Here is a 26,611-nt window from a genome sequence, read left to right on the forward strand (position 1 = left end):
CGCCGAGAGGAAGCGGAGGGAAACATGTATACCGCGCGCGGGAAGGTCGACACGAACGACACGCTGACCCAATACGCGCCGTTGGTGCGTCGTCTGGCGCTGCAACTGATGGCGAAGCTGCCGGCGAGCGTGGAATTGGAAGACCTGATTCAGGCGGGCATGCTGGGGCTGCTCGATGCGGCGAACCGCTATCAGGAGACGCAGGGCGCGCAGTTCGAAACGTACGCGAGCCAGCGCATTCGTGGCGCGATGCTCGACGAGTTGCGCGAACTGGATTGGGCGTCGCGCGGCATTCGCAAGACGGCGCGCCAGATCGAGAAGGCGGTGCAGCGTCTGGAGCAGCGGCTGGGCCGGGGGCCGTCGGAGAGCGAGATCGCGGGCGAGATGTCGATCGGGCTGGCCGAATACCAGCAGATGCTGCAGGACGTGCATGGCTGCCAGCTTGTTTATTACGAAGATTTCGACTCGGCGGACGACGAGCCGTTTATCGACCGGATCTGTGCGGACCCGGGGGCCGATCCGCTGACGATGCTGCTCGACGAGGGGCTGCGTGGTGGCGTGATCGATGCGATCGAGCGGCTGCCCGAGCGCGAGAAGTTGCTCATGAGCCTGTATTACGACCAGGGCTTGAACCTGCGCGAGATCGGCGCGGTGCTGGAAGTGAGCGAATCACGCGTTTGCCAGTTGCATAGTCAGGCGATCTCCCGCCTGCGCGCGACGTTGCGTGAGAAGGCTTGGACGTCGGCGAGCTAAGGTGTCCGAGCGAGTGTCTGATTGGCGGAATGGGGGCGGCCTACGGACTCGGCAATGGCTTCTGGCTTAGCCATTGCGGCGGGACTGAAATCCTTGCCTGCGTTCCCTAAATGACTTGAGCAAGCCGTAGAGGCTGATCGAGACCCAGAACGCCTCGATCAGCAGCGAGGCCGGATTCGGGTTGTAGACGAGCGAGTAGACGATCATCGTCGATCCGAACAGATTCAAGGCGGAATAGCGGTAATCGCGGGTGAGGAGCGTTCCACGAAGATTCAGGAAATAGGCCGCGACGACGAGGAGCGCGCCTGCGACCCCGACCAGATCCGCCATGGCTGCTGTCGTCATGTCAGATCGGCACCGCGATGTTGTTCCTGCTGAATTCGTTGCCCACGTTCATTGACACTCCCCGTCGGACGTCATGCATTGCCAAGACGGGGAAGTGTGCCCCGATGCGTCCCGACGTATGGGGCGGCGACGATGCCGCTTTCTGCACCGATGAGTGCGAAAGCGTTTGGCGTGGGGCTGTTCGCGCTGTGTGAGGCGATCGGATAACGCGCCGGCTTTCGGATGCGGCCCAGGAAATCTTGCAGAGCGCCGGAAAGTCGAGCGAAGATAGGCTACGCGAAACGGTTGTTGAACCCGAATCGCGCGAAGGCGTGTTACCTCAAGCCGTAATGCTGCCGCCGCTCGATCGCGGGGCGGTGCGGCCATCGGGGCCGTAGAGCGGGGCATTCTGCTGCGGGCCGTACAGCACGTTCAGCGCCTGCTGCGTGTAAGTCAGGCGCGTGCGAATCAATACGCCGTTGGTCTCGTTGGCGCGCTTGGCTTCGATCGCTGCATCGAGCAGCGCCTTCCATGCGGCGTCGATGCCGGTGTCGGCAGCGGCGGCCGCCGTGGCACCCGACTCGTCCGGGCGATAGCCCAGCGCTTCCAGCCGGGCGTCGCGTTCGCGCCCAAGGGCCGCGAGGTCGGTCACGGCTTGCGTCTTGCGCTCGGTCAGTTCCGGCAGCGCGTCGAGTGTGCCGTTGACCAATGCCTGCTGTTCCTCGAGAAGCAGCGCCGAAAACGCGCGAATGGCGTTCGTTTCAGCGGCGAGGGTCGTCAGCAGGGCATCGGTGGTCATGACTTCGATTGCGAGGAGAGCAGATCGCGCGCGGTCGCAATGAGACCGTCCGCAATCTTGTTGGGATCGATGGCGAGCTTCCCTTCGGAAATTGCCTGCTTGATCGCGGCCACCTTGGCCACGTCGATATCCGCCGACCCGGTCTTCGCCAACGCAGCCTGCAAGGCGCGCATCTCCGACGAGAGCGCGCTCGTGCTCACGTTCGCATCGCTGCCCGGGCTGGCAACGGGCGCGCTCGTGCCATCGGCGCTCGTCGTGGCGGCAGTCGTCCGGTCGGTCGGCGCCTTGCCCGCACCGACGCCAGTCAACGGATTGGCGGGTGGTTCGATTTTCATATGCTTTCCCCTGAAACCTGCCTGTGTAACGGCATTGTCGGGCATAACTTTAGGTAAGTTACATCCTGTTACCCGATCCCGCACTCGGCCGATTTCAGCGAATTTTAACCCGTAGTGAGTGTTTGCTTACAGGGCAACTTCCACTTCGACGCTCCCGTTCTTGCCGGTCTTGACGGTTCCGCTGACGAGCTGTCCGGCGCGCGTGCGCACCTGGACGGGATCGCCGGCACTCGCACGCGACAGGACCTGGCCTTCGGTGCTCACCTCGAAGCCCGAGCCGCGCGAGACGACGCGCACGGTTTGCCCCTGCTGAACGGCGATCGCGCTGCGCAGCAGGTCGGAACGGATCGGCAGGCCGGACGTGATGCGGTTCACGGCCACCGTGCCGATGATCTGGCCGGCATCGGTGGCTACCGTGCGCGGCAGCAAGGTGAGATCGCCCTGACGCGGTGACAGATCGTTCGGACCGACGGTCTCGCCCGGGTTGATCTGGCGGGCGGCCACGAAATACGTCGCGTTGATGCTGACGCGCGCCTGCAGGTAGAGCGTCCAGGGACGCTCGCCCGCGCAGCGCACGCCGACGGTCGTCGACCCCCACAGGCGCGCCCCCGGCGGCAAAAACGGTTCGAGCGCCGCGCATGCCGGCATCCGGTCGGAGACGGCGTCGCCCACGGTAAACGTCACACGTCCCGGCAGCCCCATCGTTTGCTCGCGCAGGAAGCGCTCGGCCGTCTGACGGATGACGTCGGTGTTCTGGAACTGGGATTGGACGGCGGCGCCAGTGGCCTGAGGTGTCTGCACCGCAGGCGCCATCCCGGCATTCGGATTGGCGTTCGCCGTTGCGACCCTGCGGGCCGTGTTCGAGACGTTGTAGGCGTTTGCGGTGTTGGAGGCGACGCCGCCAGCCACGGCATGATTGCCGGGAATGACGACGGCGCCCGGGCCGAACGTGTTGCCCAGATGCTCGGCGGCCGGATCGGTGGCGATGCCTGCGGCATAGCCGCTCGTCGAGGCAGCCTGCGCAAGACCCGGCACAGCGAGACCCGTCAGACTCAGGACGACGGCAAGCAGGCTGGAGCGCACACACGTGCGAACGCCACGCCGCGGCGCGCTGCGCACGCGGGGGGCACTGGCGAGACCGCCGCCGAAATTGCCTGCCATGCTCACTCTCCTTCGTACCCGGCACCCGAGCGGTGTGTGGGATGTCTGGCGCACATCCGTCGCCGCGCCGTGAAGCCGACGGCACCGGGCAGCGTTCCGATGCCTGGGGGGCGAACCCCGCCCGATGCCGTCAGGAAGCCATTCTAGAGATGTCGCCCTGCCGGGCATGGCCCGAAATGGCGGCCAATCTCGTGCCTATTCGCCCGATTGAATCCCGGGGGGTACGCATACGATGCAAAGCATGCCAAAAGGTCCGTCCTGTTTCCGGACCCGGCAGGACATGTCGTCTGCGCACCGCTGCGAAACCCGCCACTCACGCTGAGCGGACGCCCGGTGCCGGGACGGCGAGGCTTCTTGTGCACCACCGGCATCACGGCAGGCATCGGGCGAGACGAGATCATGGACAAACTGGACGCGGCATTGCGATTTTCTCAGCAGGCGCTGGCCATGCGCGCCTACCGCCAGGAGGTGATCTCGTCGAACATCGCCAACGCGGACACGCCGGGATACAAGGCGCGCGACGTCGATTTCAACAGTGCGCTGAGCCAGGCGGTCGAGCGCGGCGCGCAGCAACAGCTCGCCTCCGAGTCGAGCGTGTCGCTCGCGCGCACGTCGTCGCGCCACATCGCGGGGCGCGGGGTGAGCATGGCCCCGCCGTTGGGGGGGCCTGAGCTGCTGTATCGGGTGCCGTACCAACAAAGTATCGACGGCAACACCGTCGAACTCGATGCCGAGCGAGTGAACTTCGCCGACAACGCCGTGCATTACCAAACGGGCCTCACGGTCCTGTCCAGCCAGATCAAGACGATGCTGGCCGCCATCACAAGTCAAGGGTAAGCGCCATGCCGCTGATGAGCATCTTCGATGTCGCCGGTTCGGCCATGACTGCGCAGTCGCAGCGCATGAACGTCACGGCCAGCAATCTCGCCAACGCCGAGTCGGTGACCGGCCCGGACGGCCAGCCGTACCGCGCCAAGCAGGTCGTGTTCCAGGTCAATCCGGTCGCGGGCACCGACGTCGGCGGGGTGAAGGTGGCCGGCGTGGTCGAGGATCCGTCGCCGCTCAAGACCGTGTACGACCCGAAGAACCCGGCGGCCAACGCCCAGGGCTACGTCACGATGCCCAACGTGAATCCGGTGGAGGAGATGGTCAACATGATCTCCGCTTCCCGCTCCTATCAGGCCAACGTCGAGGCGCTCAACACCGCCAAGACGCTGATGCTCAAAACCCTCACGGTCGGCCAGTAAGGGGCCGCGCGGAGACCACAAGATGGCAAGTATCAATACGTCGAACGCCGGGACCTTGTCTCAGACGTTCCTCGATTCGATCAACGGCACGGCCAGCAGCAGCTCCAGCAGTTCGTCCGCGGGCGGCGCGAACGATTTGCAGAACAGCTTTCTGAAGTTGCTCGTCGCGCAGATGAACAATCAGGATCCGCTCAATCCGATGGACAACTCGCAGGTGACCTCGCAGCTCGCGCAGATCAGCACGGTCTCGGGCATCACTCAGTTGAACACGACGCTCTCGTCGGTGACCTCGCAGCTCAATTCGACGCAAAGCCTGCAAGCCTCGGCGCTCGTGGGCAAGGGCGTGCTGATTCCGGGCAGCAGCGTCGGGGTGGGCAGCACCACGGCCACCGATGGCACGGTCACGAAGACCGCCACCCCGTTCGGCTTCGAACTGCCGAGCGACGCCGACACGGTGACGATCCAGATCAAGGACAGCACGGGCAAGGTCATACGCACCGTCAATGCGGGCGCGCTCGACGCCGGGGTGCAGGCGCTCACGTGGGACGCCAAGGACGACGCGGGCACCGCCGTGGCCGATGGCAAGTACACGGTCGCGGTGAGCGCTTCGGCCAACGGCAAGGCCGTGACGCCGACGCTGCTGTCGTACGCGCAGGTGCAAAGCGTGGTGGCCAGCACGACCGGCGCGCCGCTGCTCAATGTCGGCACGGGCTCGAACATCGCGCTCTCGGACGTCCGGGAAATCCTGTAACCGATCGTATCGCCCCCATACGGCGTAAGCCTTTAACCGTTTTCATCGCGACAGACGTCGTCGACCACCGAATTTCAGGAGTATCCACATGGCCTTTTCGACCGGACTGAGCGGCCTGAACGCCGCCTCCAAGGACCTGGACGTCATCGGCAACAACGTTGCCAACGCCGCCACCGTCGGCTTCAAACAGGGTGAGGCGCAATTCGCCGACATCTACGCCAACTCGCTGTATGGCGCCGGCAACAACACGGTGGGGATCGGCACGCGCGTGGCGGGCATCGCCCAGCAGTTCACCCAGGGTGACATTACGGTGACGAATCGTCAGCTCGATCTGGCGGTGTCGGGCAACGGCTTCTTCCGCGTGTCGAACAACGGCGCCATTTCCTACACGCGCAACGGTCAGTTCTCGCTCGACAAGAACGGCTATATCGTCGACAACAACGGCGATCGCCTGACCGGCTACCTGGCCGGCCCGACCGGCATCATCAACAGCGTCTCGCCGGTCGATCTGCAGATCCCGACGGGTGACCTGGCGCCGACGGCGACGTCCAAGATCACGGGGCAGTTCAACCTCGACTCGCGCAGCGCGGTCAACACGACGCCGTTCTCGATCACCGACCCGAACTCATACACGAATGCCACGTCGCTCAAGGTCTACGACTCGCTGGGCAATTCGCACGACGTGAACCTGTATTTCGTGAAGTCGAGCGTGAACGCCGTGACCAACAACGCCACATGGACGGTGTACGCGTCGACCGACGGCACGACCCAGGTCGGCGCGGGCCCGATCGGCACACTGACGTTCAACTCGGCCGGCAGCCTCGTGTCGCAGACCGACTCGACCGGCGCCGCCGTGACGGGGCCGATCACGCTGCCCACGATCAATTACGGCAACGGCGCATCGACGGCCAGCATGACGCTCGACATGACGGGCACCACGCAGTACGGCAACACCTACACGCCGAACAACCTGACGCAGAACGGCTACACGTCGGGCCGCCTGACCGGCTTCACGTTCAGCGCCGACGGCACGATCGTCGGCACGTACTCGAACACTCAGTCGATGTCGCTGGGCCAGGTGGCGTTGGCGAACTTCAACAACGTGCAGGGCCTGATTCCGCAGGGCAACAACCTGTGGCAAGAATCGGCCGCCTCGGGCATTCCGATCGTTGGCGTGCCGGGCGGAACGAACCTCGGCAAGCTGCAGGCGGGCGCTGTCGAAGCCTCGAACGTCGATCTGACGGCAGAACTGGTCCACATGATCACCGCGCAGCGCAACTACCAGGCCAACGCGCAGACGATCAAGACGGAAGACCAGTTGATGCAGACGATGGTCAACCTGTAAGGCGGGTCCGCTGAGATGCATAACTTGCTCGGAGGCCGTCGATGGATCGCATGATCTATATCGCCATGACTGGCGCGAAGCAGGCGATGGAACAGCAGTCGACCACCGCGAACAATCTCGCGAACGTCTCGACGCCGGGCTTTCGCGCCCAGCTCGCGGCGTTTCGCCAGGCGCCGGTGCGTGCGGCAGACGGCACGACCGGCACGCGCACGTTCGTCGCCACGTCCACGCCCGGCACCGATTTCACGCCCGGCGCGATGCAGCAGACGGGCCGCCCCCTCGACGTGGCCATCCAGGGGCAGGGCTGGCTCGCCGTGCGCGATGCGCAGGGCCGCGAAGCCTACACGCGCGGCGGCAATCTCGAGATGACGGCCGACGGCCAGCTCACGCTGCATGGGCTGCCGGTGATGACCGACGCCGGGCCGGCCGCCGTGCCGCCGGGGGCTGCGGTGAGCATCGGCACCGACGGCACGATCTCGGCGCTGGGGCAGGGCGATCCGCCCAACTCCATTGCCGTGATGGGCCAACTGAAGCTGGTCAATCCGCCGGAGAACAACCTGGTGCGCGGCGACGACGGTCTGTTCCGCACGGCGAACAACGCGCCGGCGCAGGTCGATCCGAACGTCGTCGTCGTGGCTGGGGCCATCGAGAACAGCAACGTCAATCCGGTCACCGGGCTGGTGAACATGATCTCGCAGTCGCGGGCCTTCGAGATGCAGATGAAGATGCTGCAGACGGCCGATACCAACGAACAATCCGCCAACCAGTTGCTGAACTTCAGCTAACGGCCGTGTGGCCCGCCGGACCCGAGGGGATCCGCGCGCCGCGACCGTACACGGGGAGAACCACCACATGATCCGTTCGCTCTACATCGCTGCTACCGGCATGAACGCCCAGCAGACGAACATGGACGTGATTTCGAACAACCTCGCCAACACCAGCACGAACGGCTTCAAGAAGGGCCGCGCGGTGTTCGAGGATCTGCTGTACCAGACACTGCGCCAGCCCGGCGCGCAATCGTCGCAGCAAACGTTGCTGCCCTCGGGCCTGCAACTGGGCACCGGTGTGCGCCCGGCGGCGACCGAGCGCATCTTCACGCAAGGCAACCTGACGCAGACGAGCAACGCCAAGGACGTGGCCATCAACGGCGACGGCTTCTTCCAGGTGCTCATGCCGGACGGCTCGACCGCCTACACGCGCGACGGCTCGTTCCAGGTCGACAACAATGGCCAGCTCGTGACGGCGTCGGGCTATCCGGTGCAGCCGGCGATCACGATTCCGGCGAACGCGCTCTCGCTGACCATTGCCCGCGACGGCACGGTCTCGGTCACGCAGCCGGGCAATACGGCCAACGTGCAGATCGGCACGTTCCAGCTCGCCACGTTCATCAACAACGCCGGCCTGCAAAGCCTGGGTGAGAACCTGTACGCGGAGACGGCTGCCTCGGGCGCGCCGAACGTGGCGCAGCCGGGCACCAACGGGGCGGGCGTGCTCAATCAGAACTACGTCGAAACGTCGAACGTGAACGTGGTCGAAGAGCTGGTGAACATGATTCAGGCGCAGCGCGCCTACGAAATCAATTCGAAGGCGGTCACGGCATCCGACCAGATGCTGCAGCGCCTGACGCAGATGTAAGCGGCGTTGCGCCGCGATTCGCTCCAGAAAATGAACGTTGAAATGTCCGCTCAAACGACCGCCGCGACCGTGAAGTCCGCGAGGCCTCGTACTGCAGGGCTCGCGCGGTGCCTGACGCTGGCGGCCGCGGCCGCGCTGAGCGGTCTGGCGGGCTGCGCCTACATCCCGCAGGAGCCGGTCGTGAACGGGCCGACGACTACGCGGCCGCCGCCCCCGCCGGTGGCGGCCGACCCGGAAGGCTCGATCTACCGCCCGCTCTACTCGAACCGTCCGTTGTTCGAAGACCGACGGCCACGCAACGTTGGCGACATCCTCACGATCGTCATCAACGAAAACACCGCGGCCAGCAAGAACTCGGCGGCCAACACCACCCGGGCGGGCAGCGGCACGCTGACGCTGAACCAGACGCCGGGCGTGATCGGCGGTGTGCTCAACAACCAGGGTCTGGATATGAGTGGCGGCAACAAGTTTGACGCCAAGGGCGCGGCCAATGCGAACAACGTGTTCTCGGGCCAGATCACCGTGACCGTGATGGAAGTGCTCTCGAACGGCAACCTCGCGGTGGCCGGCGAGAAGCAGATCGCCATCAACCAGGGCACGGAATACATCAAGTTCTCGGGCGTGGTCAGCCCGCAGACGATCTCGGGCGCGAATACCGTGCCTTCGACGCAGGTGGCCGATGCGCGCATCGAATACCGTGGCAAGGGCTACATCAACGAAGCCGAAACCATGGGCTGGCTGCAGCGCTTCTTCCTTAATATTTCGCCATTCTGATGTCGATCATGCCGTCCCCGTCGCGCCGCGCGCCGTCCTTGCGTCACCTTCGCCAGGGCCTTCACCGCTTCGTCACCACGCTGGCCGTGGCAGGCGCGGCCGCAGCGATGCTGCTGACGCCGGGCGTGGCTCGCGCCGAACGTCTCAAGGAACTGGCGTCGATTCAGGGCGTGCGCGACAACCAGTTGATCGGCTACGGCCTGGTCGCGGGCCTCGACAATTCAGGCGACCAGACCACGCAGACGCCGTTTACCGTGCAGAGCATGACCAACATGCTCTCGCAGTTGGGCATTACTGTCGCGCCCGGCACCAACATGCAGTTGAAGAACGTGGCCGCCGTGATGGTGACGGCCACGCTGCCGGCCTTTACGCGACCCGGTCAGGCCATCGATGTGGTGGTCTCCTCGATGGGCAATGCCAAGAGCCTGCGTGGCGGCACCTTGCTCATGACCCCGCTCAAGGGGCCAGATGGCCAGGTCTATGCGCTGGCGCAGGGCAACCTGCTCGTGGGCGGCGCGGGCGCGTCGGCCAACGGCTCGAGCGTGACGGTCAATCAATTGGCCTCGGGGCGGATTCCGAGCGGCGCCATTGTCGAGCGCGCCGTGCCGACCGCGATGGGCGGTCAACAGGGCACGGTGCAGATGGAGCTGAACGTGACCGATTTCTCGACCGCGCAGCGGGTGGTCGATGCCGTGAACCGCCGTTTCGGTTACGGCACCGCGCAGGCGCTGGACGGCCGCGTGATCGTGCTGCGTACGCCGAGCGATCCCTCGGGCCGTGTGCAGTTCCTCGCCCAGCTCGAAAGTGTGGAAGTGCGCCCCGACAACTCGGCCGCACGCGTCATCATCAACGCGCGCACGGGGTCGGTCGTGATGAACCAGAACGTCACGATCCAGCAATGCGCGGTGGCCCATGGCAATCTGTCGGTCGTCATCGACACGCAGAACAATGTGAGCCAGCCCGCACCGTTCTCGGGCGGTCAGACGGTGGTGGCGCCGAATTCGCAAATCTCCGTCCAACAGGAGAACAACGCGCTGAGGATGCTCAAGGCTGGCGCGAACCTGGCCGACGTCGTCAAGGCGCTCAACTCGCTCGGCGCAACCCCGGCCGACCTGATGTCGATTCTGCAGGCCATGAAGGCTGCGGGCGCGCTGCGCGCCGATCTGGAGATCATCTGATATGGCCGACGGCTCACGAATCACCGGCGCGGGCAAGCCCCTGCCCGACCTGACGCAACGCGCGACCTACGACATGCAGGGCCTCTCGGCCTTGCGCGCGGCGGCTCACCAGCAGACACCGCAGGCCACGCAGCAGGCGGCCAAGCAGTTCGAGGCTGTCTTCACGCAGATGATGATGAAGAGCATGCGCGACGCCACGATGTCCGGCGGCCTGCTCGGCAGCGATCAGGAAAAGATGTTCAACGGCATGCTCGACGACCAGCTCGCGCAGCAGCTCACGTCGAACAAGGGCATCGGTCTGGCCGACATGATGCTCAAGCAGCTCGCCCGGACCGGCACCACGCTGCCGCCAGCGGCGATGGGGCGCCAGCAACCGTTGCAGGGCCGCGCGTACAACGCCGCAGATGCCATCGGCGTTGCCGAAGGGGCTCCGGCTGCCGCCGGCGATTTCGTCGAGCGCATGGCCACGGCCGCCCAGAACGCCAGTGCCAGCAGCGGCATTCCGGCGCGCTTCATGCTCAGTCAGGCGGCGCTCGAATCCGGCTGGGGCAAGCGCGAAATCCGTCGCGCCGACGGCAGCACGAGCTATAACGTCTTCGGCATCAAGGCGGGCAAGCAATGGACCGGGCCGACGGTGGAGGTCGCCACGACCGAGTATGTACACGGCCAGCCGCGCAAGGTGATGGCCAAGTTCCGTGCCTACCGCTCCTACGACGAGGCGTTCGCCGACTACGCGAACCTGATTTCGAACAATCCGCGTTACGCGTCGGTCGTGGCGAGCGCCAACGACGCCGCGAGCTTTGCCACCAATCTCCAGCGCGCCGGCTATGCGACCGATCCGCAGTACGCCAGCAAGCTGATGAAGATCATGAAGCACTTTGCCTGACCGGCGCGAGCGCCGACACGACCGCTTCGGGCGTTTCGGGCGCTTCGGCCTCAATTTTGCCGGCAGGCTGCCGTAAACACATCGGTAACGGTGCGCGAGCGGGCTTTCCGCCGTGGGGCGCACCCAATATTCAAGCCGCGAGATCATGAGCCTAATCAATATTGGCATGAGCGGGCTGAACGCCTCCCAGTTCGCCCTGAACACCACTGGCAACAACATCTCCAATTCGGGGACGGCCGGTTACAACCGCCAGGTTGTCGACTACACCCAGGCGGACAGCCAGTTCGCCGGCGTGGGCTACATTGGCCAGGGCGTGTTGGTGAGCGACGTGTCGCGTGTGTACGACCAATTCCTGTCGAATCAGGTCAATCAGGCGCAGACGCAGTACAGCCAGCTCAATACCTACTACCAGCAGATCTCGCAGATCAACAACGCGCTGGGCAGCTCCACGACCGGCCTGTCGGCCTCGATGTCCACGTTCTTCACGAACCTGCAGACGATCGTGACCGCGCCGAACAACTCGGCGACCCGGGCGACGGTGATTTCGTCGGCGCAGACGCTCACGAGCATGTTCCAGTCGCTCTCGGGCACGCTGTCCTCGCTGCGCACCAGCGTGAACGGCAACATCACCCAGGCGACCACGCAGATCAACACGTACGCCAAGCAGATCGCCAGCCTCAACGACGCGATCCTGCAGGCGCAGGGCAACGGCACCAACACGATGCCGAACGACCTGCTCGACCAGCGCGATCAGGCCGTCGCAAGCCTGAACGCCATCGTGCAGACGAACGTCGTCAAGGACAGCAACGGGTCGTACAACGTCTTCGTCGGCAACGGCCAGTCGCTGGTGATGGGCAATTCCGCCTATCAGATGACGACCGTGCCCTCGACGAGCGACCCGTCGCAATTGACCGTGGCCTACGTCGCTGGCAATGGCACCAAGGTTGCCATTCCGGAGTCGTCAATCACTGGCGGCTCGCTCGCCGGCCTGTTGTCGTTCCGCAGCGGCGCGCTCACGCAGGCGCAGAACTCGCTCGGCCAGATCGCCCTGTCGCTGGCCGGCACGTTCAACGCGCAGAACCAGCTGGGGATGGATCTCTACGGTCAGATGGGCGGCAACTTCTTCACGGTGCCCAATCCGACGATCATCGCGAGCACCGGCAATTCGAACGCGGCCACGCTCAACGCCAGCATCACCGACGCCTCGAAGGTGACCGCAAGCGACTACGCGTTGAGTTTCGACGGCACCACCTATACGCTCACGCGCCAGACCGATGGCGCCAAGTGGACGGCGGGGGCGCCGGCTGTGCCGGGCACCCCGCTGAACTTACAGGATGCCGGTGGCACGGCATTCGGCGACGGGTTTTCGGTCACCCCCGGCGGCATGGTCGCCGGCGACAGCTTCGCGATCCAGCCCACGCGCAACGCCGCCCAGAACATCGGCGTGGCGATCACCGATCCGGGCAAGATCGCGCTGGCGGCACCGATCATCGCCTCGACCGGCACCACCAATAGCGGCTCGCTCAAGGTGGATCAGGGCAGTGTGGACGCCAGCTATCTGTCGAACGTGCTGAGCGCACCGGTCAACTTCACCTTCAGCAAGGACGCCGTGACCGGCGCACTGACGCTCGTGGCCCCGTCGCCGATGACTGTCACGGTCAACGGTGTGACGACCTCGTACGCCGCGGGGGCTACCGTGCCGTACAACGCCGCCACGGGGGCGAAGATCACCATGAGCGGCATGACCGTCAACCTGAGCGGCACGCCGGCCAATGGCGACACGTTCACGATCTCGCCGAACACGTCCGGCGCGGTGACCGACAACCGCAACGGTCTGGCGCTGTCGGCCTTGCAGAACGACACGACCAAGGTCGGCGGCACGCAGAGCTATGCAACCGCCTACGCGAACCTGGTCTCGTTTGTCGGCTCGACCACGAATACGTACAAGTCGACCAGCGCGGCGCAGCAAACGCTGCTGCAACAGACGCAGACGGCACAGCAGTCCAATTCTGGCGTGAACCTCGACGAAGAAGCGGCGAACCTGATCAAGTACCAGCAGCTCTATCAGGCCAATTCGAAGGTCATTCAGACCGCATCGACGTTGTTCAGCACCATTCTCCAGATCGTCAATTAAGCGCAGGGGCATCGCGATGCGGATCAGTACCAGCATGATTTACGATCAGGGGATGCGCTCGATGAGCCAGAACACCTCCGATCTGCTCAACGTTCAGGCGCAACTCTCGTCGGGCAAGCGTGTGACCACGCCGAGCGACGACCCGATTGCCTCGGCGCAGGCGGTGGCCGTGTCGCAGGACAACGATATGAACACGCAGTACGCGTCGAACCGGCAGGCCGCGACGACCCAGTTGCAGCTCGAGGACTCGACCTTCGGCAACGTCATCAACGCATTGCAGCACGTGATGTCGCAGGTCGTGTCGGCGGGCGATGCCTCGCTCAACGACAACGACCGCGCGACCATCGCGACCGATCTGCAATCGAGCTTCCAGCAATTGCTCTCGCTGGCGAATACGACCGATGCCAACGGCCAGTACCTGTTCTCGGGCTACAAGGGCAATACGGCGGCGTACATGGCGTCGGCCACGGGAGCGTCGTACACCGGCGACTCGGGCGTGCGTTACGTGCAGGTGAGCCCGAATCGGCAAGTTGCGATCAACGATGTCGGCTCGAGCGTCTTCGAAGGCGTGCAGACCGGTACGTCGGGCACGCTCATCAGCGGCAACGCCGCCAATCAGGGCACCGCGACGTACTCCACCGTCTCCACGACCAACGTGGCGGCGGCGGGCGCGGACCATCAGTACCAGATCAGCTTCGCGATCGACAACACGACCACGCCGCCCACGACCAACTACACGGTCAAGGATCAGACGGACACGACCGTGCCGGACGTGACGGGCGTCTACACCGCCGGCCAGCCGATCTCGTTCGGCGGCAAGGCGGTCACATTCTCGGGTGCACCGGCCACGGGCGACACCTATACCGTGCAGCCGGCCGCCACTGGCAGCACGAACATGTTCGACAATCTGCAGTCGCTGATCAACACGCTCAAGACGCCGATCAGCAGCACGAACGGCACGGGCCAGGCGAACCTGGACAACGCGCTGACGACGTTCGGCCAGATGTTCAGCAACACCTACGACAACGTCACGACGATCCGCACGACCACGGGCTCTCGCATGAACGAACTCTCGGCGCTCAACAACGTCGGCGACACCAATTCGCTGAACTACCAGTCACAGTTGGGCGATCTGCTCGACGTGGACTGGAACTCGTCGGTGACCAAGTTCTCGCAGTTGCAGGCCGCGTTGCAGGCGTCGCAGCAGAGCTTCCTGCAGACGCAGAAGCTGTCGCTGTTCAGTCTGCTCTGACGACCGGATGCGCGGGACAAGGCAGGACCGCACAAAAGACAATGGGCCGCCCGGGATTTGAACTGACCCCCAAGCGTTGGACATAAATCCAACCCTTGGGGGTTTTTCATGACGAAGTACGACGAGGCATTCAAGCACGGCTTGGTGCGATCGTGGCGAGCGCCGTGGGGGTTCAGGGTTTCGGGACGAAGGCGGCGGTCGTGCGAATCATCATATCGATGCCGATCGCGATGAAGTGGTCCATCACCGGCGCGATGCGCGGCATCATCAGCTCGATCACCACCAGCCCGACGGCCAGCGTGAGCGGAAAGCCCACGGCGAAGATGTTGAGCTGCGGCGCCGCGCGATTCAGAATGCCGAGCGCCAGGTTGCAGATGAGCAGCGCGGCCACGAGCGGCAGCGAGAGCATCAGCGCGAGCATGAAGAGCTGGCCGCCCAGCATGGCGAGGTAGTGCCAGCCCACGCTGGAGAGCGGGGCGGCCGAGACCGGCAACACCGTGAAGCTTTGCACCAGCGTGGCGAACATCACCAGATGGCCGTTGGTGGCGAGGAACACGAGCATGGCCACGACGTTGAGCAACATGCCGAGCACGGCAGTGCTGCCGTCGCTGTTCGGGGTGAGCAGCGTGGCGAACGACAACCCCATCTGCAAGCCGACGAAGTCGCCCGCCATGCTGATGGCCGAGAACACGATCTGCATGCACCATCCGAGCGCCGCACCGATCATCACCTGTTGCACGAGAATCCAGAGACCCTCCCACGAGAACGGCGAGGCGGCGGGCATGGGGCCGAGCACCGGCGCCAGCGCCAGCGCGACGATGCCCGCGAGGCCGATCTTGACCGTGCCGGGCACGGCGGCGTCGCCGAACAGGGGAGCGCTCATCGAGAGCGCCAGCAGGCGCACGAACGGAAACAGGAACGCCGCAATGACGCCAGAGAGTTGTTCGTAAGTGAAGCTGATCAATGCGGGCGCGGCTTACCCGACAAGGCCGGGAATGCCGGTGAGCAACTGGCGCATGTAGTCGACCATCAGGTTGAGCATCCAGGGCCCGGCGATCACCAGAGTGGCGAACACGGCCAGCAGCTTGGGGATGAACGACAGCGTCATTTCGTTGATCTGCGTGGCGGCCTGGAACAGGCTCACGAGCAGACCCGAGACGAGTGCGACGAGCAGCAGCGGCGCGGCGAGCAGCAGCGTGACCTGCATTGCCTGATGGGCCAGCGTCATGACGGTTTCCGGGGTCATCTCGCGTTCCTGCGCTACATGGTGAAGCTCTGGGCGAGCGAGCCCAGCAGCAGTTGCCAGCCGTCGACCACTACGAACAGCATCAGCTTGAAGGGCAGCGACACCGTCGAGGGCGAGACCATCATCATCCCCATCGACATCAACACGCTCGCGACCACCAGGTCGATGATCAGGAACGGGATGAAGATCGTGAAACCGATCTGGAACGCCGTCTTCAGCTCGCTCGTGGCGAACGCCGGCACGAGAATGCGCATCGGCACGTCTTCGGGGCCGTTCATCGGCGGAGTCTTGGCGAGCTTGGCGAAGAGCGCGAGATCGGCTTCACGTGTCTGCTTGAGCATGAACGCGTGGAACGGTTTGGCGCCGGTGTCGATGGCCTGCTCGAAGCTGATCTTGTTGGCGGCGAACGGCTGATAGGCGTCGGTGTAGGCCTTGTCGAACACCGGCGACATGACGAAGAAGGTCAGGAACAACGCCAGGCCGATCAGGATCTGATTCGGCGGCGACGTGGTGACGCCGATGGCATGGCGCAGCAGCGAGAGCACGATGATGATGCGCGTGAAGGCCGTCATCATCAGCAGCATCGCGGGCAGGAAGCCCAGCGACGTGAGCAGCAACATCGTCTGCACGGACAGCGAGTAGGTCTGTCCGCCACCGGGCGCCGGGGTGGTGGTGAAGGCCGGCAGCGTGGCCTGTGCCAGCGCGGTGCCCGGCAGGACGAGGCAGGCGAGCGCGAGTCCGAGCGCGAGACCCAGTGCCAGGCTCGCCAGACGCGGCGATTTCGCGGTCGACAGCAAGCCGCGCACCATCAGGAATCCTTTTTCATCGTTTCGCGCAGTTTTTGCGCAAACGCCTGGGCGGCGCGGTTGGCTTGCGCACCCGGATGGGCAACGGCGGGCGCGGCCGGCATATCGGCGACGCGATCCGCGTCGATCACGTGAAGGCTGCGCACCTGGCCGGGCGCGACGCCCAGCACGATCCAGTCGCCAGCCACTTCCACGACCACCACGCGTTCGCGCTGGCCTACGGCGGCGCTGCCGACGATGCGCACGTTGCCGCCTCCCAGCGGGCGTTGCAGCCCGAAACGCTTGGCCAGCCACGCCAGCCCGAAGAGCAGCGCCAGCACGAGCACGAGGCCGAGCCCCGTCTGCACGATGCCCGCGCCGCCAAGGCTCGGGACGGCCGCGGCCTGCGAGGCCGAGCCCTGTGCGTGAGCGGCGGTGAAGGTCAGGCCGGCGAGCAGGGCGCCCGTGGCGCGAGCGGTGCCGGGCAATGCGGCAATCGCGCAGGCCGTCCATCGGGCGGCGGTTGCCGCGGCACGCCCGACGGGAGTGCCGCGGACTTTTGTTGCGTTCATCGGTTGAGCTTTCGGATGCGTTCGGATGGCGTGATGATATCAGTCAGGCGAATGCCGAACTTGTCGTTCACGACCACCACTTCGCCCTGGGCGATGAGGCAACCGTTGACCAGAACGTCCATCGGCTCGCCGGCCATGCCGTCGAGTTCCACCACCGAGCCCTGCGCCAGTTGCAGCAGATTCTTGATGGCGATCTTCGTGCGGCCCAGCTCCACGGTCATCTGGACCGGAATGTCGAGGATCAGATCGATGTCGTTGTGCGTGGCGCTCGACGGATTGCCGGCGGTGGCCGCCAGCGGCTGAAACACGGGGGCGGCGGCCGGTTGCGCCGCGGCGTCGGTCGCCGTCTGCTCCGCCATGGCGCTGGCCCACTCGTCCGCCATGGCCTGGGCGTCGTCACCAAGCGTTTGAGGGGTATCGCTCATCACTCGTTGTCCTTCGTGTAATCGCTGTGCGAATGGTTGATCATCTGGTTCACGCGCAGCGCGTATTGACCGTTGAAGACGCCGTAATTGCAGTGCATCACGGGCACGCCGTCGACCTTGGCCTCGAGCACCTCGGGTACGTCCAGCGGAATCACGTCGCCCACGCGCATGTTGAGCAACTGCGAGAGCGTCATGTCGATCTGCGCGAGGTTGGTCACGATTTCCACGTCGGCGGCCTGTACCTGCTGCGAGAGCAGACGCACCCAGCGCTTGTCCACTTCGAGCGTCTCGCCTTGCAGCGGGCTCGAGAGCTGGTCGCGCATCGGCTCGATCATCGAGTACGGCATGCAGATGTGGAATTCGCCGCCGACCGAGCCGAACTCGATATCGAACGTGGTGGTCACCACCACCTCATTGGGCGTGGCGACGTTGGCGAACTGGGTGTGCATTTCGGCGCGCACGTACTCGAACTCGACCGGATACACCGGCTTCCACGAGGCGCCGTAGTTCTCGAACACCAGATCGAGCAGGCGCGCGATGATGCGCTGTTCGGTCTGCGTGAAGTCGCGTCCTTCGACACGGGTGTGAAACCGGCCGTCGCCGCCGAACAGATTGTCCACCACCAGGAACACCAGGTTCGGATCGAACACGAACAACGCCGTGCCGCGCAGCGGCTTGATGTGGACCAGGTTGAGGTTGGTCGGAACCGGCAGGTTGCGGATGAACTCGCTGTACTTCTGCACACGCACCGGGCTGACCGAAATTTCGGCGCTGCGGCGCATGAAATTGAACAGGGCAATGCGGAACAAGCGCGAGAAGCGGTCGTTGATGATCTCGAGCGTGGGCATGCGCCCGCGCACGATACGCTCTTGCGTCGCGATGTTGTATGGCCGGATGCTGGAATGATCTTCCGACTCCGACCGGTCATCCTGTTCGCCGGTGACGCCCTTCAGAAGGGCGTCGACCTCTTCCTGCGACAGGAACTCCTCATGCGCCATGTATCACTCACTGAATTACAAACGCGGTGAACAGCACGTCGCCCACGGCCTGCTGCGGCATGTTGGCTGCGAATGGCTGCGCGACCAGCGTGCGGATTTCGCTCGCCAGACGGCGCTTGCCGTCGATCGTGGCCAGATCCTGCGGCTGCTTGGACGACAACAGCAGCAACACGCGGCTGCGCACTTCGGGCATGTGCTGCGTGATGCGGGCTTGCGTCTCGGCGTCTGCCACCTTGAGCGAGAGGCCGATATGCAGGTAGCGCTCGCCGTCTTCGCCCGACAGGTTCACCGTGAACGGGTCCATGCTGACGAACACGGGCGGCGGCGGGGGCGGCGGGGCCTTCGCGGCTTCGTGGCGTCCGGTCAGCAAATACACGGCCGTTGCCGCGCCGGCAGCGGCCATGAGGGCTACCGCAACGATCAACAGAATCCATTTGCGCATGCTCCCTCCAGAGGGGGCCGCGGCTTGCGTCGGTGCGGGATTTGCCATGTGTTCGCCTGCTATTGGGTGATGATTGTCGGCCAAGCCGCCACCGGGTGATCGGCCGAAAAGAAGGGACAATCGCGTCTAACTCGCGTCTTTGTCTTAACGGCAGGAAAGCCCGCTGGCTTGAGGGCGGTGCGACGCCGGGTCGCGTCGCGCGTTCGGATCGGGGGGATCAGGCGAACGTGTCGACGAGGCCGTTGCTCACGCGTACCGGAACGCTCACGGTCGTGGCGAGCGTGGCGTCGTCGCCCGGGCCAAAGCCTGACGTGCCGCGCGCGTTGCCGTTGCCACTGCCATTTCCGTTGCCGTTGGCACCCTGCTGGGCGAAGGCTTGCTGCTGCGAGCTGTCGCTGCTCACCGTGGCATTGCCAAGCGCGATGCCATTGTTGGCAAGGCTTTCGCGCAGTTGCGGCAAGGCCGCCTGCACGGCGTCGCGCACGGCGGCGTGCTGCGAGACGAACATCGCTTGCGCCGAGTCGTTCGCTACGTTCAACACCACATGCAGCGGGCCGAGATCGGGCGGATTCAGGCTCAATTGCGCGGTCTGCGCATGGGCGGACGAGAGCCACACCACTTGTTGCGAGAGCTGGTTGTTCCAGTCCGGCGTGCCCACGCGCGCGTTCAGGGCGAGCGCGGCCGGCAGGTTGGCCTGGGCCGCCAACGCCGGCTGGGCGTCGAGTGTCGGGGTGGCCGTTTGGGCAACCTGTGCGGCCGCCTGCGTGGCGCTCGCGGTGGCCGCTTGCGCGGCGGCGTCGCGATGTCCCTGCGCCTGCGCCAGGGCGTCGGCCATGCGCTGACCCTGCGCGTCGGCGCTGAGCGGCGTCGTCGCCGCCTTCGTATCCGTGGCCGCCGGCTGTGCGGCGTTGCTGGTCTGCGCTGCCGTGCCGTTCTTGCCCAGGGCATCGAGCGAGAGGCCGCCGGTCTTGTTGGTACTCGATGCCGACGTGCCATCGGCGGGTGCGCCGGTGTTGGCGGTCGCCGCCTTGGCGTCGGTGGTGGCGCCACCGGCCGGTGCCTGGCCGGCCAGTTGCGCCGCACCCGTTGCTTGCAAGGCACCGTTCACCGCAGCGGCAACGGCCGCGTCGGTGCCCGGTTTGGCATCGCCTGGCGTGGCGGGCGTGGTCGAGGTTTGCGACGGCAGCGGCGCGTGGTTCATCGCGGCGAGGGCGACGGCAAGGGCGGCTGCCGGATCGCCGGGCGCTGCAGCGGCCGGCGCGTCGTCGGCGGCGTTGTCCTTCTTGTCGCTATCGGCCGTCGTTGATTTAGAGGGTGTCGTCGAAGCGTTCGTTTGGTCCGCCTGATTCGCTTGATCGGCGCCGGAGGCTTTGTTGGCGGCGTTGTCCGCTGACGTTGCGCTACCGCCCGAGGCATTGCCGGACGACGCATTGGTCTGTCCCGCTTGCGCCGCTGTGTAATTCGCGTTGTTCGCGCCGCTCGCGGCGCTCTGGTCGGTCTGGCGGGACTGCTGCGACAGCACGGTGGAGAAGGGCAGCGCGCTGCTGCTGTCGTCGGTGTTCGACGACCCGGCGCGGTTGCCCTTCACGGCTTGCAGGGCGGCGCCTGCGGAATCGGTCACGAAGCTCAGAATCGACATAATGGGCGCCTTGGGTCCTTCAAATCGGGGATTCGGCACGACGGCGCAGGCTGCGCGCGGCGTACTCGTCGTTTTCCTTCTGCTCGCGACGCGCCACACGCAGCGCCGTGCGGGCCTGCTCACGCGACGCGAGCGTGCCGAAGGAGTTCAGGCGGCGCTGTTGCGCCTGCCATTCGCGGCGCGCGGCCGCGAGGCGCTCGTCGGCTTGCTCGAGCAGCATGGCTTGCTGTCCGATGGCCGTGTCGAGCGTATCAATGAATTGCTGGAAATTGCGCCAGTCGCAGCCCGCCATGCCCTGGATCGTTGCCGTCTGCATGCGCGTGCGGTATTCGTGACGATACTGGCGCAGTGCTTCGAGCTGACGCTCGACCTCGGCGCGCTGCGTCTGGCGCTCGCCCAGCAGGCGCGCGGCCTCGTCCACGTCCTTCTGGGCGAGTTCGATGAGCAGATTGAGGGGCAGGGTGGAATTCATGGCCGCCACCAATTAGTGGAACAGGCCGTGCATCTGGTGCACGGCGTCCGGATAACTGGCCCGCTCGCGCATTCCCTGTTGCAGGAAGTGCTCGAGACGGGGATACAGCTCGATCGCCTGATCGAGCATCGGGTCGCTGCCCGGCGCGTACGCGCCCACATTGATGAGGTCGCGGTTGCGCTGGTAGCGCGAGAGCATCTGCTTGAAGCGACGTACCTTGTCGAACTGCCCATCGTCGATGAGCGCGGCCATCGCACGGCTGATCGACTGTTCGATGTCGATGGCCGGGTAATGTCCCGACTCGGCCAATTGGCGCGATAGCACGATGTGCCCGTCGAGAATGGCGCGGGCCGAATCGGCGATCGGATCCTGCTGGTCGTCGCCTTCAGTCAGCACGGTGTAGAAGGCCGTGATCGAGCCACCACCGTCCGGCCCGTTGCCGGCCCGCTCGACCAGCGCCGGGAGCTTGGCAAACACCGACGGCGGATAGCCTTTCGTGGCCGGCGGCTCGCCGATCGCCAGGGCGATCTCGCGTTGCGCCATGGCATAGCGGGTGAGCGAATCCATGATCAGCAGCACGTCCTTGCCCTGATCGCGGAAATATTCGGCCAGCGTGGTCGCATAGGCCGCGCCCTGCAGGCGCAGCAGCGGCGAGACGTCGGCCGGCGCCGCCACGACGACGGAGCGCGCCAGGCCGTCCGGCCCGAGAATGTTTTCGATGAAGTCCTTCACTTCGCGGCCGCGCTCGCCGATCAGGCCCACGACGATGACTTCGGCCTGCGTGAAGCGGGCCATCATGCCCAGCAGCACGCTCTTGCCGACGCCCGAGCCCGCGAAGAGACCCATGCGCTGGCCGCGTCCGACGGTGAGCAGGGCGTTGATGGCGCGCACGCCCACGTCGAGCACCGACTCAATGGGCGCGCGACCCAGCGGATTGACCGGCACCGACGCGAGCGAGGCGCTGTCGGTCATGCCCAGCGGGCCGAAATCGTCGAGTGGCCGGCCGGCGGCGTCGACTACGCGGCCGAGCAGCGCGTCGCCGACGGGCAGGCGCTTGCCGTTGTGACGTTGATTCGGCAGCGGACCGTCGGCGGCCGGTTCCATCGGGTACACACGGGCGCCCGGCAGCAGGCCGGCGACTTCCGTCTGCGGCATCAGGAACAGGCGGTCGCCGCCGAAGCCGACGACTTCCGCTTCGGCCGTGGCCGGTTCGCGCGAGGCGTCGTGCACCGGCAGCTCGATCAGGCAACCCGCGCCGACCGGCAGACGCAGACCGACGGCTTCAAGCACGAGTCCGGCTGCGCGCGTGAGGCGGCCACAGCGGCGCGTCGGTTCGACAGCATGCACGTGGGCGATGCGCTCGCGCAGGGTGTTCTGCCAGCGGCGCAGATGCGAGTCGCGGGCGATCTCGCGCGCGTCCAGGACATGCTTGGCCGCTTTCGGCGCGAGCGATTCGGTGGCAACTTCGGCGGCAACGCTCGGTTCGACGCCGTCGGGTGCCGTCTGCGCGCGGGTCGGATGCGCAGGGCCGTCGCTGTCGTGATTGGCGTGCTCGTGGTGATCGTCGGGTTGTCGCGCGCCGGCCTGCGCGATCTGCATGGCCGTATCGGGGCCCGAGCCGACGCCGGCATCGATTTCATCCCACAGGCGCACGGAGGGCTTCGTTCCGTCGTTCGCCGGGGGGGGCGTGGACGGCGTCGCGTCAACCTGCGTGTTCTCGGTGCTGGGCAGCACCGGCGCGTGCGCGGTAAGCGGGGTAAGTTCGGCGTTCACCATGGCAGATCCTTGCCCAACGCCGCCATGACGCGTTGCCAGCGCGTGGCGACCGTGGCGTCGACTTCGCCGCTCGCGGCTTCGGCCTTGCAGCCACCGCGTTCGATGGTGGGGTCGGTGCGCACCGTCCAGCCCGCGGCGCGCAGCTCCGCGCCCACGTGGGCTTCGACGAGCGCGACGTCTTCCGGATGCAGCAACAGACGCGGCGAGCCGGTGAGCGGATCGTTGGCGAGCAGGTCGCGCACGATCGGCAGCAGCGTTTCCGGGTGAATCGTGAGCGTCTGGCCGAGGGCTTGGCGCGCGATGTCGAGTGCCAGCCCGAGCAGCGGCTCGGCCACTTCGCGGTCGATGGCGTTCACGGCGTTGCCGAACCCATGTGCGATATCGGCGAGCTGTGCGGCGCGCGTGTCGACGTCGTGCTGTCCGGCGGCCTGCCCGGCGGCGTAGCCCTCGGCGTGACCGGTGGCGTAACCCTGCGCATGACCTTCGGCGCGCGCTTGCTCGCGCCACGCGGCGATCTGTTCGGCGAGCGCGGGGTCGTCGAGCGGGTTGGGCGGCAACGGTTGCGGCGGCGGCGGGGGGGGCGGCGGATCGAACGACGCCATCTCCCAGCGCTGCCAGGCAGAGAGGCGTTCCTTCGGGATGATGGTCGACATACGCGCGCGGTCCCCGGTCGGTTACACGTAAGCGTCTTCGCCGCGGCCGCCCACCATGATGGCGCCTTGATCGGCCAGACGGCGCACCACTTGCAGCACCTTCTTCTGTTCGGCTTCGACTTCCGAGACACGCACCGGACCGCGCGATTCGAGATCTTCGCGCAGCAGCTCGGCCGCACGCGCGGACATGTTCTTGAAGAACTTCTCGCGCAGCTCGACCGGCGCGCCCTTGAGCGCGATGATGAGCGACTCCGACTCGATCTCCTTGAGCAGCACCTGGATGCTGCGGTCTTCCACGTCGAGCAGGTTCTCGAACACGAACATTTCTTCGACGATCTTCGCCGCGAGGTCCGAGTCGTAGTTGCGCACGGCTTCGATGACCGACTCTTCGTGCACGCCACCGAGGTAGTTGAGAATTTCCGCCGCGGTGCGCACCCCGCCCATCGGGCTGCGCTTGATGTTCTCGCTGCCCGAGAGCAGCTTCGTCAGCACGTCGTTGAGTTCGCGCAGCGCGGCCGGTTGAATGCCGTCGAGCGTGGCGATGCGCAGCACGACGTCGTTGCGCAGACGCTCCGTGAACAGCGCGAGCACTTCCGAGGCCTGATCGCGGTCCAGGTGCACAAGAATCGTGGCGATGATCTGCGGATGCTCGTGGCGAATCAGCTCGGCGACCGCCGTGGAATCCATCCACTTCAGGCCTTCGATGCCGCTGGTGTCGCCACCTTGCAGAATACGCTCGATCAGGCCGGCGGCCTTGTCGTTGCCCAGCGCCTTGTTCAGCACAGAGCGGATATATTCGGACGAATCGAGCGAGAGCGCCGAGTGCTGTTCGGCTTCGAGCACGAAGTCCTGCAACACATCGGCGATCTGGTCGCGCGTGACCTGCCGCAGCGAGGCCATGGCCGCGCCGAGCTTCTGTACTTCGCGCGGTGCGAGGTACTTGAAGACCTCCGCCGCTTCGTCTTCACCCAGCGACATCAGGAGGATGGCGCTGCGTTCGAGTCCCTCAGCCGCGCTCATCGCCACCACCCACCCATGATTTGACTACCGTTGCCACGATCTTCGGATCCTGTCGCGCGACCTGGCGCGCGTACTGCAAATTACGCTCGTAGGCGCTGACTTCGGCCCGCTTGCCGGACTCGCCGTCGGCACCCTCGCCATCGGCCCCGTCCTCTCCCGCGGCGCCTGTCGTACCGGCCAGCGTCGGCTCGGCCGGCGGCGGCGGGGCGAGATGCTTGCGAATGGCCGGGCGGATGACGCCGAACCACAGGTAGAGGCCCACCAGTCCGATCAACACCCACTTGCCGACCTGCTTGGCCAGTTCGATGTTCTGACGCTGACGCCACCACGGCAGGTTGGCTTCCGGGTCGGCTTCGACCGTGAACGGGCTGTTGACGATGTTGAGCGAGTCGCCGCGCTGGCTCGAGTAGCCGATGGCTTCCTTTGCCAGATTCTGTATCTGGTCGAGCTGCGCTTGCGTGAGCGCCACCATCGCGGCCTTGCCCTTCGCATCGGTGCCAGGACGATAGTTCACGACCACGGCGGCCGACAGGCGCTTCAGGCCGCCCGTCGCTTGCTGCACGTGGCGAATGGTACGGTCGACTTCATAGTTGACCGTGGCGTCCTTGCGGTCGCTGCGCGGGCCCTGCGGGGCGCTGGCGGCGCTCGCCGCGTTGGCGGCGTTTTGCTGAGCGAACTGCTGTTGCGTCTGCGTGATCGGAGCGGTGGCCTGACCCGGCGGCTGGTTCGACAGCGCGCCGGGCACCCCGCCCGCGGGCGTGATGCCGATCTGCGAGGCTTCGCTGTTCTGCTGGCTGCGCACGGCCTGCTCGCCCGAGTTCGGCTTGTAGTTCTCTGACGTCTGTTCGACCTGGTTGAAGTCGACGTCCGCCGTCACCTGCGCATGCACGTTGCCCGGCCCGACGATCGGGTTCAGGATCGCCTCGATGCGGCGTGCGTAAGATTGTTCGAGTTCGCGGACGTACTTGAGCTGGCTGGCGTCCAGACCCAGCGCGTTGCCGCTCTGCGCCGAGAGCAGGTTGCCGTTCTGATCGAGCACCGTGACGTTCTTGACCGGCAGTTCCGGTACGCCCGACGCGACCATGTGCACGATGGCGCTGACCTGGGCGTCGTCGAGCACGCGGCCCGGATACAGCGTGACAAGCACCGAGGCGCTCGGCTTTTGCTGCTCGCGCACGAAGACCGATGGCTTGGGAATCGCGAGATGCACGCGCGCGGCTTGCACGGCGGACAGCGATTCGACCGAGCGGGCGAGTTCGCCTTCAAGGGCGCGCTGGTAATTGACCTGTTCGGCAAACTGGCTGATGCCGAACTTCTGGTTGTCCATCAATTCGAAGCCGACCAGCCCGCCCTTGGGCAGACCCTGCGAAGCCAGACGCAGTCGCACCTCGTGCACCTGTTCGGCCGGCACCAGAATGGCACCGCCGCCCTCGGCGAACTTGTACGGCACATTCATCTGCTGCAGCGAGGTGATGATGGCGCCGCCATCGCGATCGCCCAGGTTGCTGTACAGCACCTTGTAGTCGGGGGCGCGGCTCCACAGGAATACGGCGACCAGCAAGGCGAGGAGGGCCGCGCCGCCGATGAGCAGCGGCAGACGCTCGCGCGAGCGCAACTGCGCCAGCAGGGGCGGCTTGGCGGCGACGTCCGCCGGCTGGGTGGCGGCGTTCATGCGCGGCTCCACGCCAGCGGCGTTGATACGACGTTCTTCGCGGTGGAAGTGCTCACTAACATGCGACAGAATTCTCCGGGGGTACGCTTGGCATCGCGCTCACGCAAAAGGGGCGCAAAGGATTGGAAAGGTCCGTGACCGGGTGCGCACGATGCCGATGGTCCTGATTATTCGTTGGCGAATATGGAATCGTTTTGAGGATTAGGCGGGTGTTTTGCCGCCAATTAAGGTCTTGGTGGCTTGCCAGGCGGTGGTAAGCTCCGACGTAACTGATAAAAGGCGGACAGGTGCGCGCGACGCGGTGTTGCGGCGCGGCCGGTGCCGGTCGAAGACAAGC

General features: G+C 65.6%; 29 protein-coding genes. 12 read left to right on the forward strand and 17 right to left on the reverse strand.

The window, feature by feature from the left end; all coding sequences use genetic code 11:
- The first annotated feature begins 24 nt into the window (after positions 1–24).
- Positions 25–753, forward strand: a complete 729-nt coding sequence (locus PEP31012_RS14965) for an RNA polymerase sigma factor FliA (protein ID WP_150590135.1) — start codon at positions 25–27, stop codon at positions 751–753.
- 66 nt (positions 754–819) lie between these two features.
- On the opposite strand, the gene PEP31012_RS14970 is transcribed toward PEP31012_RS14965, so the two are convergent.
- From PEP31012_RS14970 to flgA, 4 genes are all read right to left on the reverse strand, one after another.
- Positions 820–1,098 (reverse strand): CBU_0592 family membrane protein, encoded by a 279-nt coding sequence (locus tag PEP31012_RS14970; RefSeq protein WP_150590136.1) that lies wholly within the window; start codon positions 1,096–1,098, stop codon positions 820–822.
- 319 nt (positions 1,099–1,417) lie between these two features.
- Complete coding sequence (locus tag PEP31012_RS14975; protein WP_150590137.1) at positions 1,418–1,876, reverse strand: flagella synthesis protein FlgN; 459 nt, start codon at positions 1,874–1,876, stop codon at positions 1,418–1,420.
- A complete protein-coding gene (gene flgM / locus PEP31012_RS14980) occupies positions 1,873–2,211 on the reverse strand; it encodes a flagellar biosynthesis anti-sigma factor FlgM (protein ID WP_150590138.1) in 339 nt (112 codons plus the stop codon). Before flgM ends, PEP31012_RS14975 begins: the two co-directional genes overlap by 4 nt.
- Before the next feature lie 126 nt (positions 2,212–2,337).
- The gene (gene flgA, locus PEP31012_RS14985) at positions 2,338–3,372 is read right to left on the reverse strand and encodes a flagellar basal body P-ring formation chaperone FlgA (protein ID WP_174978254.1); all 1,035 of its coding nucleotides are present in this window, start codon (positions 3,370–3,372) and stop codon (positions 2,338–2,340) included.
- A 396-nt stretch (positions 3,373–3,768) separates the two neighbouring features.
- On the opposite strand from flgA, the gene flgB reads away from it, so the two are divergent.
- The 11 genes from flgB (at position 3,769) to flgL (ending at position 14,574) form a co-directional block, all read left to right on the forward strand.
- Positions 3,769–4,209, forward strand: coding sequence for a flagellar basal body rod protein FlgB (flgB, locus tag PEP31012_RS14990; RefSeq protein WP_281355482.1), 441 nt, complete (start codon positions 3,769–3,771; stop codon positions 4,207–4,209).
- Between the two features lie 5 nt (positions 4,210–4,214).
- The gene (gene flgC / locus PEP31012_RS14995) at positions 4,215–4,619 is read left to right on the forward strand and encodes a flagellar basal body rod protein FlgC (RefSeq protein ID WP_150590141.1); all 405 of its coding nucleotides are present in this window, start codon (positions 4,215–4,217) and stop codon (positions 4,617–4,619) included.
- Between the two features lie 22 nt (positions 4,620–4,641).
- Positions 4,642–5,370, forward strand: coding sequence for a flagellar hook assembly protein FlgD (gene flgD, locus PEP31012_RS15000; RefSeq protein ID WP_150590142.1), 729 nt, complete (start codon positions 4,642–4,644; stop codon positions 5,368–5,370).
- Positions 5,371–5,458: 88 nt separating this feature from the next.
- Positions 5,459–6,715, forward strand: a complete 1,257-nt coding sequence (gene flgE, locus PEP31012_RS15005) for a flagellar hook protein FlgE (protein WP_150590143.1) — start codon at positions 5,459–5,461, stop codon at positions 6,713–6,715.
- 41 nt (positions 6,716–6,756) lie between these two features.
- A complete protein-coding gene (gene flgF / locus PEP31012_RS15010) occupies positions 6,757–7,500 on the forward strand; it encodes a flagellar basal-body rod protein FlgF (protein WP_150590144.1) in 744 nt (247 codons plus the stop codon).
- Positions 7,501–7,567: 67 nt separating this feature from the next.
- Positions 7,568–8,350 (forward strand): flagellar basal-body rod protein FlgG, encoded by a 783-nt coding sequence (flgG, locus tag PEP31012_RS15015; RefSeq protein WP_150590145.1) that lies wholly within the window; start codon positions 7,568–7,570, stop codon positions 8,348–8,350.
- A gap of 42 nt (positions 8,351–8,392) precedes the next feature.
- Positions 8,393–9,124: a flagellar basal body L-ring protein FlgH gene (locus tag PEP31012_RS15020; RefSeq protein ID WP_246171312.1), complete on the forward strand. Its 732-nt coding sequence runs from the start codon at positions 8,393–8,395 to the stop codon at positions 9,122–9,124.
- Positions 9,124–10,302, forward strand: coding sequence for a flagellar basal body P-ring protein FlgI (locus PEP31012_RS15025; protein ID WP_150590146.1), 1,179 nt, complete (start codon positions 9,124–9,126; stop codon positions 10,300–10,302). The genes PEP31012_RS15020 and PEP31012_RS15025 overlap by 1 nt, the downstream gene beginning before the upstream one ends.
- A 19-nt stretch (positions 10,303–10,321) precedes the next feature.
- Positions 10,322–11,188 (forward strand): flagellar assembly peptidoglycan hydrolase FlgJ, encoded by an 867-nt coding sequence (gene flgJ, locus PEP31012_RS15030; protein ID WP_174978259.1) that lies wholly within the window; start codon positions 10,322–10,324, stop codon positions 11,186–11,188.
- A gap of 145 nt (positions 11,189–11,333) precedes the next feature.
- Positions 11,334–13,322, forward strand: coding sequence for a flagellar hook-associated protein FlgK (gene flgK, locus PEP31012_RS15035; RefSeq protein WP_150590148.1), 1,989 nt, complete (start codon positions 11,334–11,336; stop codon positions 13,320–13,322).
- Between the two features lie 16 nt (positions 13,323–13,338).
- Positions 13,339–14,574, forward strand: a complete 1,236-nt coding sequence (gene flgL, locus PEP31012_RS15040; protein WP_150590149.1) for a flagellar hook-associated protein FlgL — start codon at positions 13,339–13,341, stop codon at positions 14,572–14,574.
- Between the two features lie 172 nt (positions 14,575–14,746).
- On the opposite strand, the gene fliR is transcribed toward flgL, so the two are convergent.
- The 13 genes from fliR to fliF form a co-directional block, all read right to left on the reverse strand.
- Positions 14,747–15,538: a flagellar biosynthetic protein FliR gene (gene fliR / locus PEP31012_RS15045; protein WP_150590150.1), complete on the reverse strand. Its 792-nt coding sequence runs from the start codon at positions 15,536–15,538 to the stop codon at positions 14,747–14,749.
- A gap of 12 nt (positions 15,539–15,550) precedes the next feature.
- Positions 15,551–15,820 carry a flagellar biosynthesis protein FliQ gene (gene fliQ, locus PEP31012_RS15050; RefSeq protein ID WP_150590151.1) on the reverse strand — a complete coding sequence of 90 codons (270 nt, stop codon included), beginning with the start codon at positions 15,818–15,820 and terminating at the stop codon, positions 15,551–15,553.
- Between the two features lie 14 nt (positions 15,821–15,834).
- Positions 15,835–16,629 (reverse strand): flagellar type III secretion system pore protein FliP, encoded by a 795-nt coding sequence (gene fliP / locus PEP31012_RS15055; RefSeq protein ID WP_150590152.1) that lies wholly within the window; start codon positions 16,627–16,629, stop codon positions 15,835–15,837.
- Positions 16,629–17,177 carry a flagellar biosynthetic protein FliO gene (gene fliO, locus PEP31012_RS15060; RefSeq protein WP_150590153.1) on the reverse strand — a complete coding sequence of 183 codons (549 nt, stop codon included), beginning with the start codon at positions 17,175–17,177 and terminating at the stop codon, positions 16,629–16,631. Before fliO ends, fliP begins: the two co-directional genes overlap by 1 nt.
- Entirely contained in the window at positions 17,174–17,602 is a 429-nt protein-coding gene (gene fliN, locus PEP31012_RS15065) for a flagellar motor switch protein FliN (RefSeq protein WP_150590154.1), read from the reverse strand. The genes fliO and fliN overlap by 4 nt, the downstream gene beginning before the upstream one ends.
- Positions 17,602–18,600: a flagellar motor switch protein FliM gene (gene fliM / locus PEP31012_RS15070; RefSeq protein WP_150590155.1), complete on the reverse strand. Its 999-nt coding sequence runs from the start codon at positions 18,598–18,600 to the stop codon at positions 17,602–17,604. Before fliM ends, fliN begins: the two co-directional genes overlap by 1 nt.
- 7 nt (positions 18,601–18,607) lie before the next feature.
- Positions 18,608–19,042 carry a flagellar basal body-associated protein FliL gene (gene fliL, locus PEP31012_RS15075; RefSeq protein ID WP_246171313.1) on the reverse strand — a complete coding sequence of 145 codons (435 nt, stop codon included), beginning with the start codon at positions 19,040–19,042 and terminating at the stop codon, positions 18,608–18,610.
- 217 nt (positions 19,043–19,259) lie between these two features.
- The gene (locus tag PEP31012_RS15080) at positions 19,260–20,681 is read right to left on the reverse strand and encodes a flagellar hook-length control protein FliK (protein WP_150590157.1); all 1,422 of its coding nucleotides are present in this window, start codon (positions 20,679–20,681) and stop codon (positions 19,260–19,262) included.
- Positions 20,682–20,700: 19 nt separating this feature from the next.
- Entirely contained in the window at positions 20,701–21,153 is a 453-nt protein-coding gene (gene fliJ / locus PEP31012_RS15085) for a flagellar export protein FliJ (protein ID WP_150590158.1), read from the reverse strand.
- Positions 21,154–21,165: 12 nt separating this feature from the next.
- Positions 21,166–22,752, reverse strand: coding sequence for a flagellar protein export ATPase FliI (gene fliI / locus PEP31012_RS15090; RefSeq protein ID WP_246171330.1), 1,587 nt, complete (start codon positions 22,750–22,752; stop codon positions 21,166–21,168).
- Between the two features lie 170 nt (positions 22,753–22,922).
- Positions 22,923–23,582 carry a flagellar assembly protein FliH gene (gene fliH, locus PEP31012_RS15095; RefSeq protein WP_150590159.1) on the reverse strand — a complete coding sequence of 220 codons (660 nt, stop codon included), beginning with the start codon at positions 23,580–23,582 and terminating at the stop codon, positions 22,923–22,925.
- A gap of 21 nt (positions 23,583–23,603) precedes the next feature.
- The gene (gene fliG / locus PEP31012_RS15100; protein ID WP_130027558.1) at positions 23,604–24,602 is read right to left on the reverse strand and encodes a flagellar motor switch protein FliG; all 999 of its coding nucleotides are present in this window, start codon (positions 24,600–24,602) and stop codon (positions 23,604–23,606) included.
- Positions 24,589–26,274, reverse strand: coding sequence for a flagellar basal-body MS-ring/collar protein FliF (fliF, locus tag PEP31012_RS15105; protein ID WP_150590160.1), 1,686 nt, complete (start codon positions 26,272–26,274; stop codon positions 24,589–24,591). The genes fliG and fliF overlap by 14 nt, the downstream gene beginning before the upstream one ends.
- Between the last annotated feature and the right edge of the window lie 337 nt (positions 26,275–26,611).

Origin of the sequence: Pandoraea eparura, from assembly GCF_902459725.1 — a bacterium.
GTDB lineage: Bacteria > Pseudomonadota > Gammaproteobacteria > Burkholderiales > Burkholderiaceae > Pandoraea > Pandoraea eparura.

What these genes read in the sequence shown, in the direction of transcription:
- PEP31012_RS14965 (WP_150590135.1), top strand. Translation starts at nt 25, where the DNA reads ATGTATACCGCGCGCGGGAAGGTCGACACGAACGACACGCTGACCCAA.
- PEP31012_RS14970 (WP_150590136.1), bottom strand. Translation starts at nt 1,098, where the DNA reads ATGACGACAGCAGCCATGGCGGATCTGGTCGGGGTCGCAGGCGCGCTC.
- PEP31012_RS14975 (WP_150590137.1), bottom strand. Translation starts at nt 1,876, where the DNA reads ATGACCACCGATGCCCTGCTGACGACCCTCGCCGCTGAAACGAACGCC.
- flgM (WP_150590138.1), bottom strand. Translation starts at nt 2,211, where the DNA reads ATGAAAATCGAACCACCCGCCAATCCGTTGACTGGCGTCGGTGCGGGC.
- flgA (WP_174978254.1), bottom strand. Translation starts at nt 3,372, where the DNA reads ATGGCAGGCAATTTCGGCGGCGGTCTCGCCAGTGCCCCCCGCGTGCGC.
- flgC (WP_150590141.1), top strand. Translation starts at nt 4,215, where the DNA reads ATGCCGCTGATGAGCATCTTCGATGTCGCCGGTTCGGCCATGACTGCG.
- flgD (WP_150590142.1), top strand. Translation starts at nt 4,642, where the DNA reads ATGGCAAGTATCAATACGTCGAACGCCGGGACCTTGTCTCAGACGTTC.
- flgE (WP_150590143.1), top strand. Translation starts at nt 5,459, where the DNA reads ATGGCCTTTTCGACCGGACTGAGCGGCCTGAACGCCGCCTCCAAGGAC.
- flgF (WP_150590144.1), top strand. Translation starts at nt 6,757, where the DNA reads ATGGATCGCATGATCTATATCGCCATGACTGGCGCGAAGCAGGCGATG.
- flgG (WP_150590145.1), top strand. Translation starts at nt 7,568, where the DNA reads ATGATCCGTTCGCTCTACATCGCTGCTACCGGCATGAACGCCCAGCAG.
- PEP31012_RS15020 (WP_246171312.1), top strand. Translation starts at nt 8,393, where the DNA reads ATGTCCGCTCAAACGACCGCCGCGACCGTGAAGTCCGCGAGGCCTCGT.
- PEP31012_RS15025 (WP_150590146.1), top strand. Translation starts at nt 9,124, where the DNA reads ATGTCGATCATGCCGTCCCCGTCGCGCCGCGCGCCGTCCTTGCGTCAC.
- flgK (WP_150590148.1), top strand. Translation starts at nt 11,334, where the DNA reads ATGAGCCTAATCAATATTGGCATGAGCGGGCTGAACGCCTCCCAGTTC.
- flgL (WP_150590149.1), top strand. Translation starts at nt 13,339, where the DNA reads ATGCGGATCAGTACCAGCATGATTTACGATCAGGGGATGCGCTCGATG.
- fliQ (WP_150590151.1), bottom strand. Translation starts at nt 15,820, where the DNA reads ATGACCCCGGAAACCGTCATGACGCTGGCCCATCAGGCAATGCAGGTC.
- fliP (WP_150590152.1), bottom strand. Translation starts at nt 16,629, where the DNA reads ATGGTGCGCGGCTTGCTGTCGACCGCGAAATCGCCGCGTCTGGCGAGC.
- fliO (WP_150590153.1), bottom strand. Translation starts at nt 17,177, where the DNA reads ATGAACGCAACAAAAGTCCGCGGCACTCCCGTCGGGCGTGCCGCGGCA.
- fliN (WP_150590154.1), bottom strand. Translation starts at nt 17,602, where the DNA reads ATGAGCGATACCCCTCAAACGCTTGGTGACGACGCCCAGGCCATGGCG.
- fliM (WP_150590155.1), bottom strand. Translation starts at nt 18,600, where the DNA reads ATGGCGCATGAGGAGTTCCTGTCGCAGGAAGAGGTCGACGCCCTTCTG.
- fliL (WP_246171313.1), bottom strand. Translation starts at nt 19,042, where the DNA reads ATGCGCAAATGGATTCTGTTGATCGTTGCGGTAGCCCTCATGGCCGCT.
- PEP31012_RS15080 (WP_150590157.1), bottom strand. Translation starts at nt 20,681, where the DNA reads ATGTCGATTCTGAGCTTCGTGACCGATTCCGCAGGCGCCGCCCTGCAA.
- fliJ (WP_150590158.1), bottom strand. Translation starts at nt 21,153, where the DNA reads ATGAATTCCACCCTGCCCCTCAATCTGCTCATCGAACTCGCCCAGAAG.
- fliI (WP_246171330.1), bottom strand. Translation starts at nt 22,752, where the DNA reads ATGCAGATCGCGCAGGCCGGCGCGCGACAACCCGACGATCACCACGAG.
- fliH (WP_150590159.1), bottom strand. Translation starts at nt 23,582, where the DNA reads ATGTCGACCATCATCCCGAAGGAACGCCTCTCTGCCTGGCAGCGCTGG.
- fliG (WP_130027558.1), bottom strand. Translation starts at nt 24,602, where the DNA reads ATGAGCGCGGCTGAGGGACTCGAACGCAGCGCCATCCTCCTGATGTCG.
- fliF (WP_150590160.1), bottom strand. Translation starts at nt 26,274, where the DNA reads ATGAACGCCGCCACCCAGCCGGCGGACGTCGCCGCCAAGCCGCCCCTG.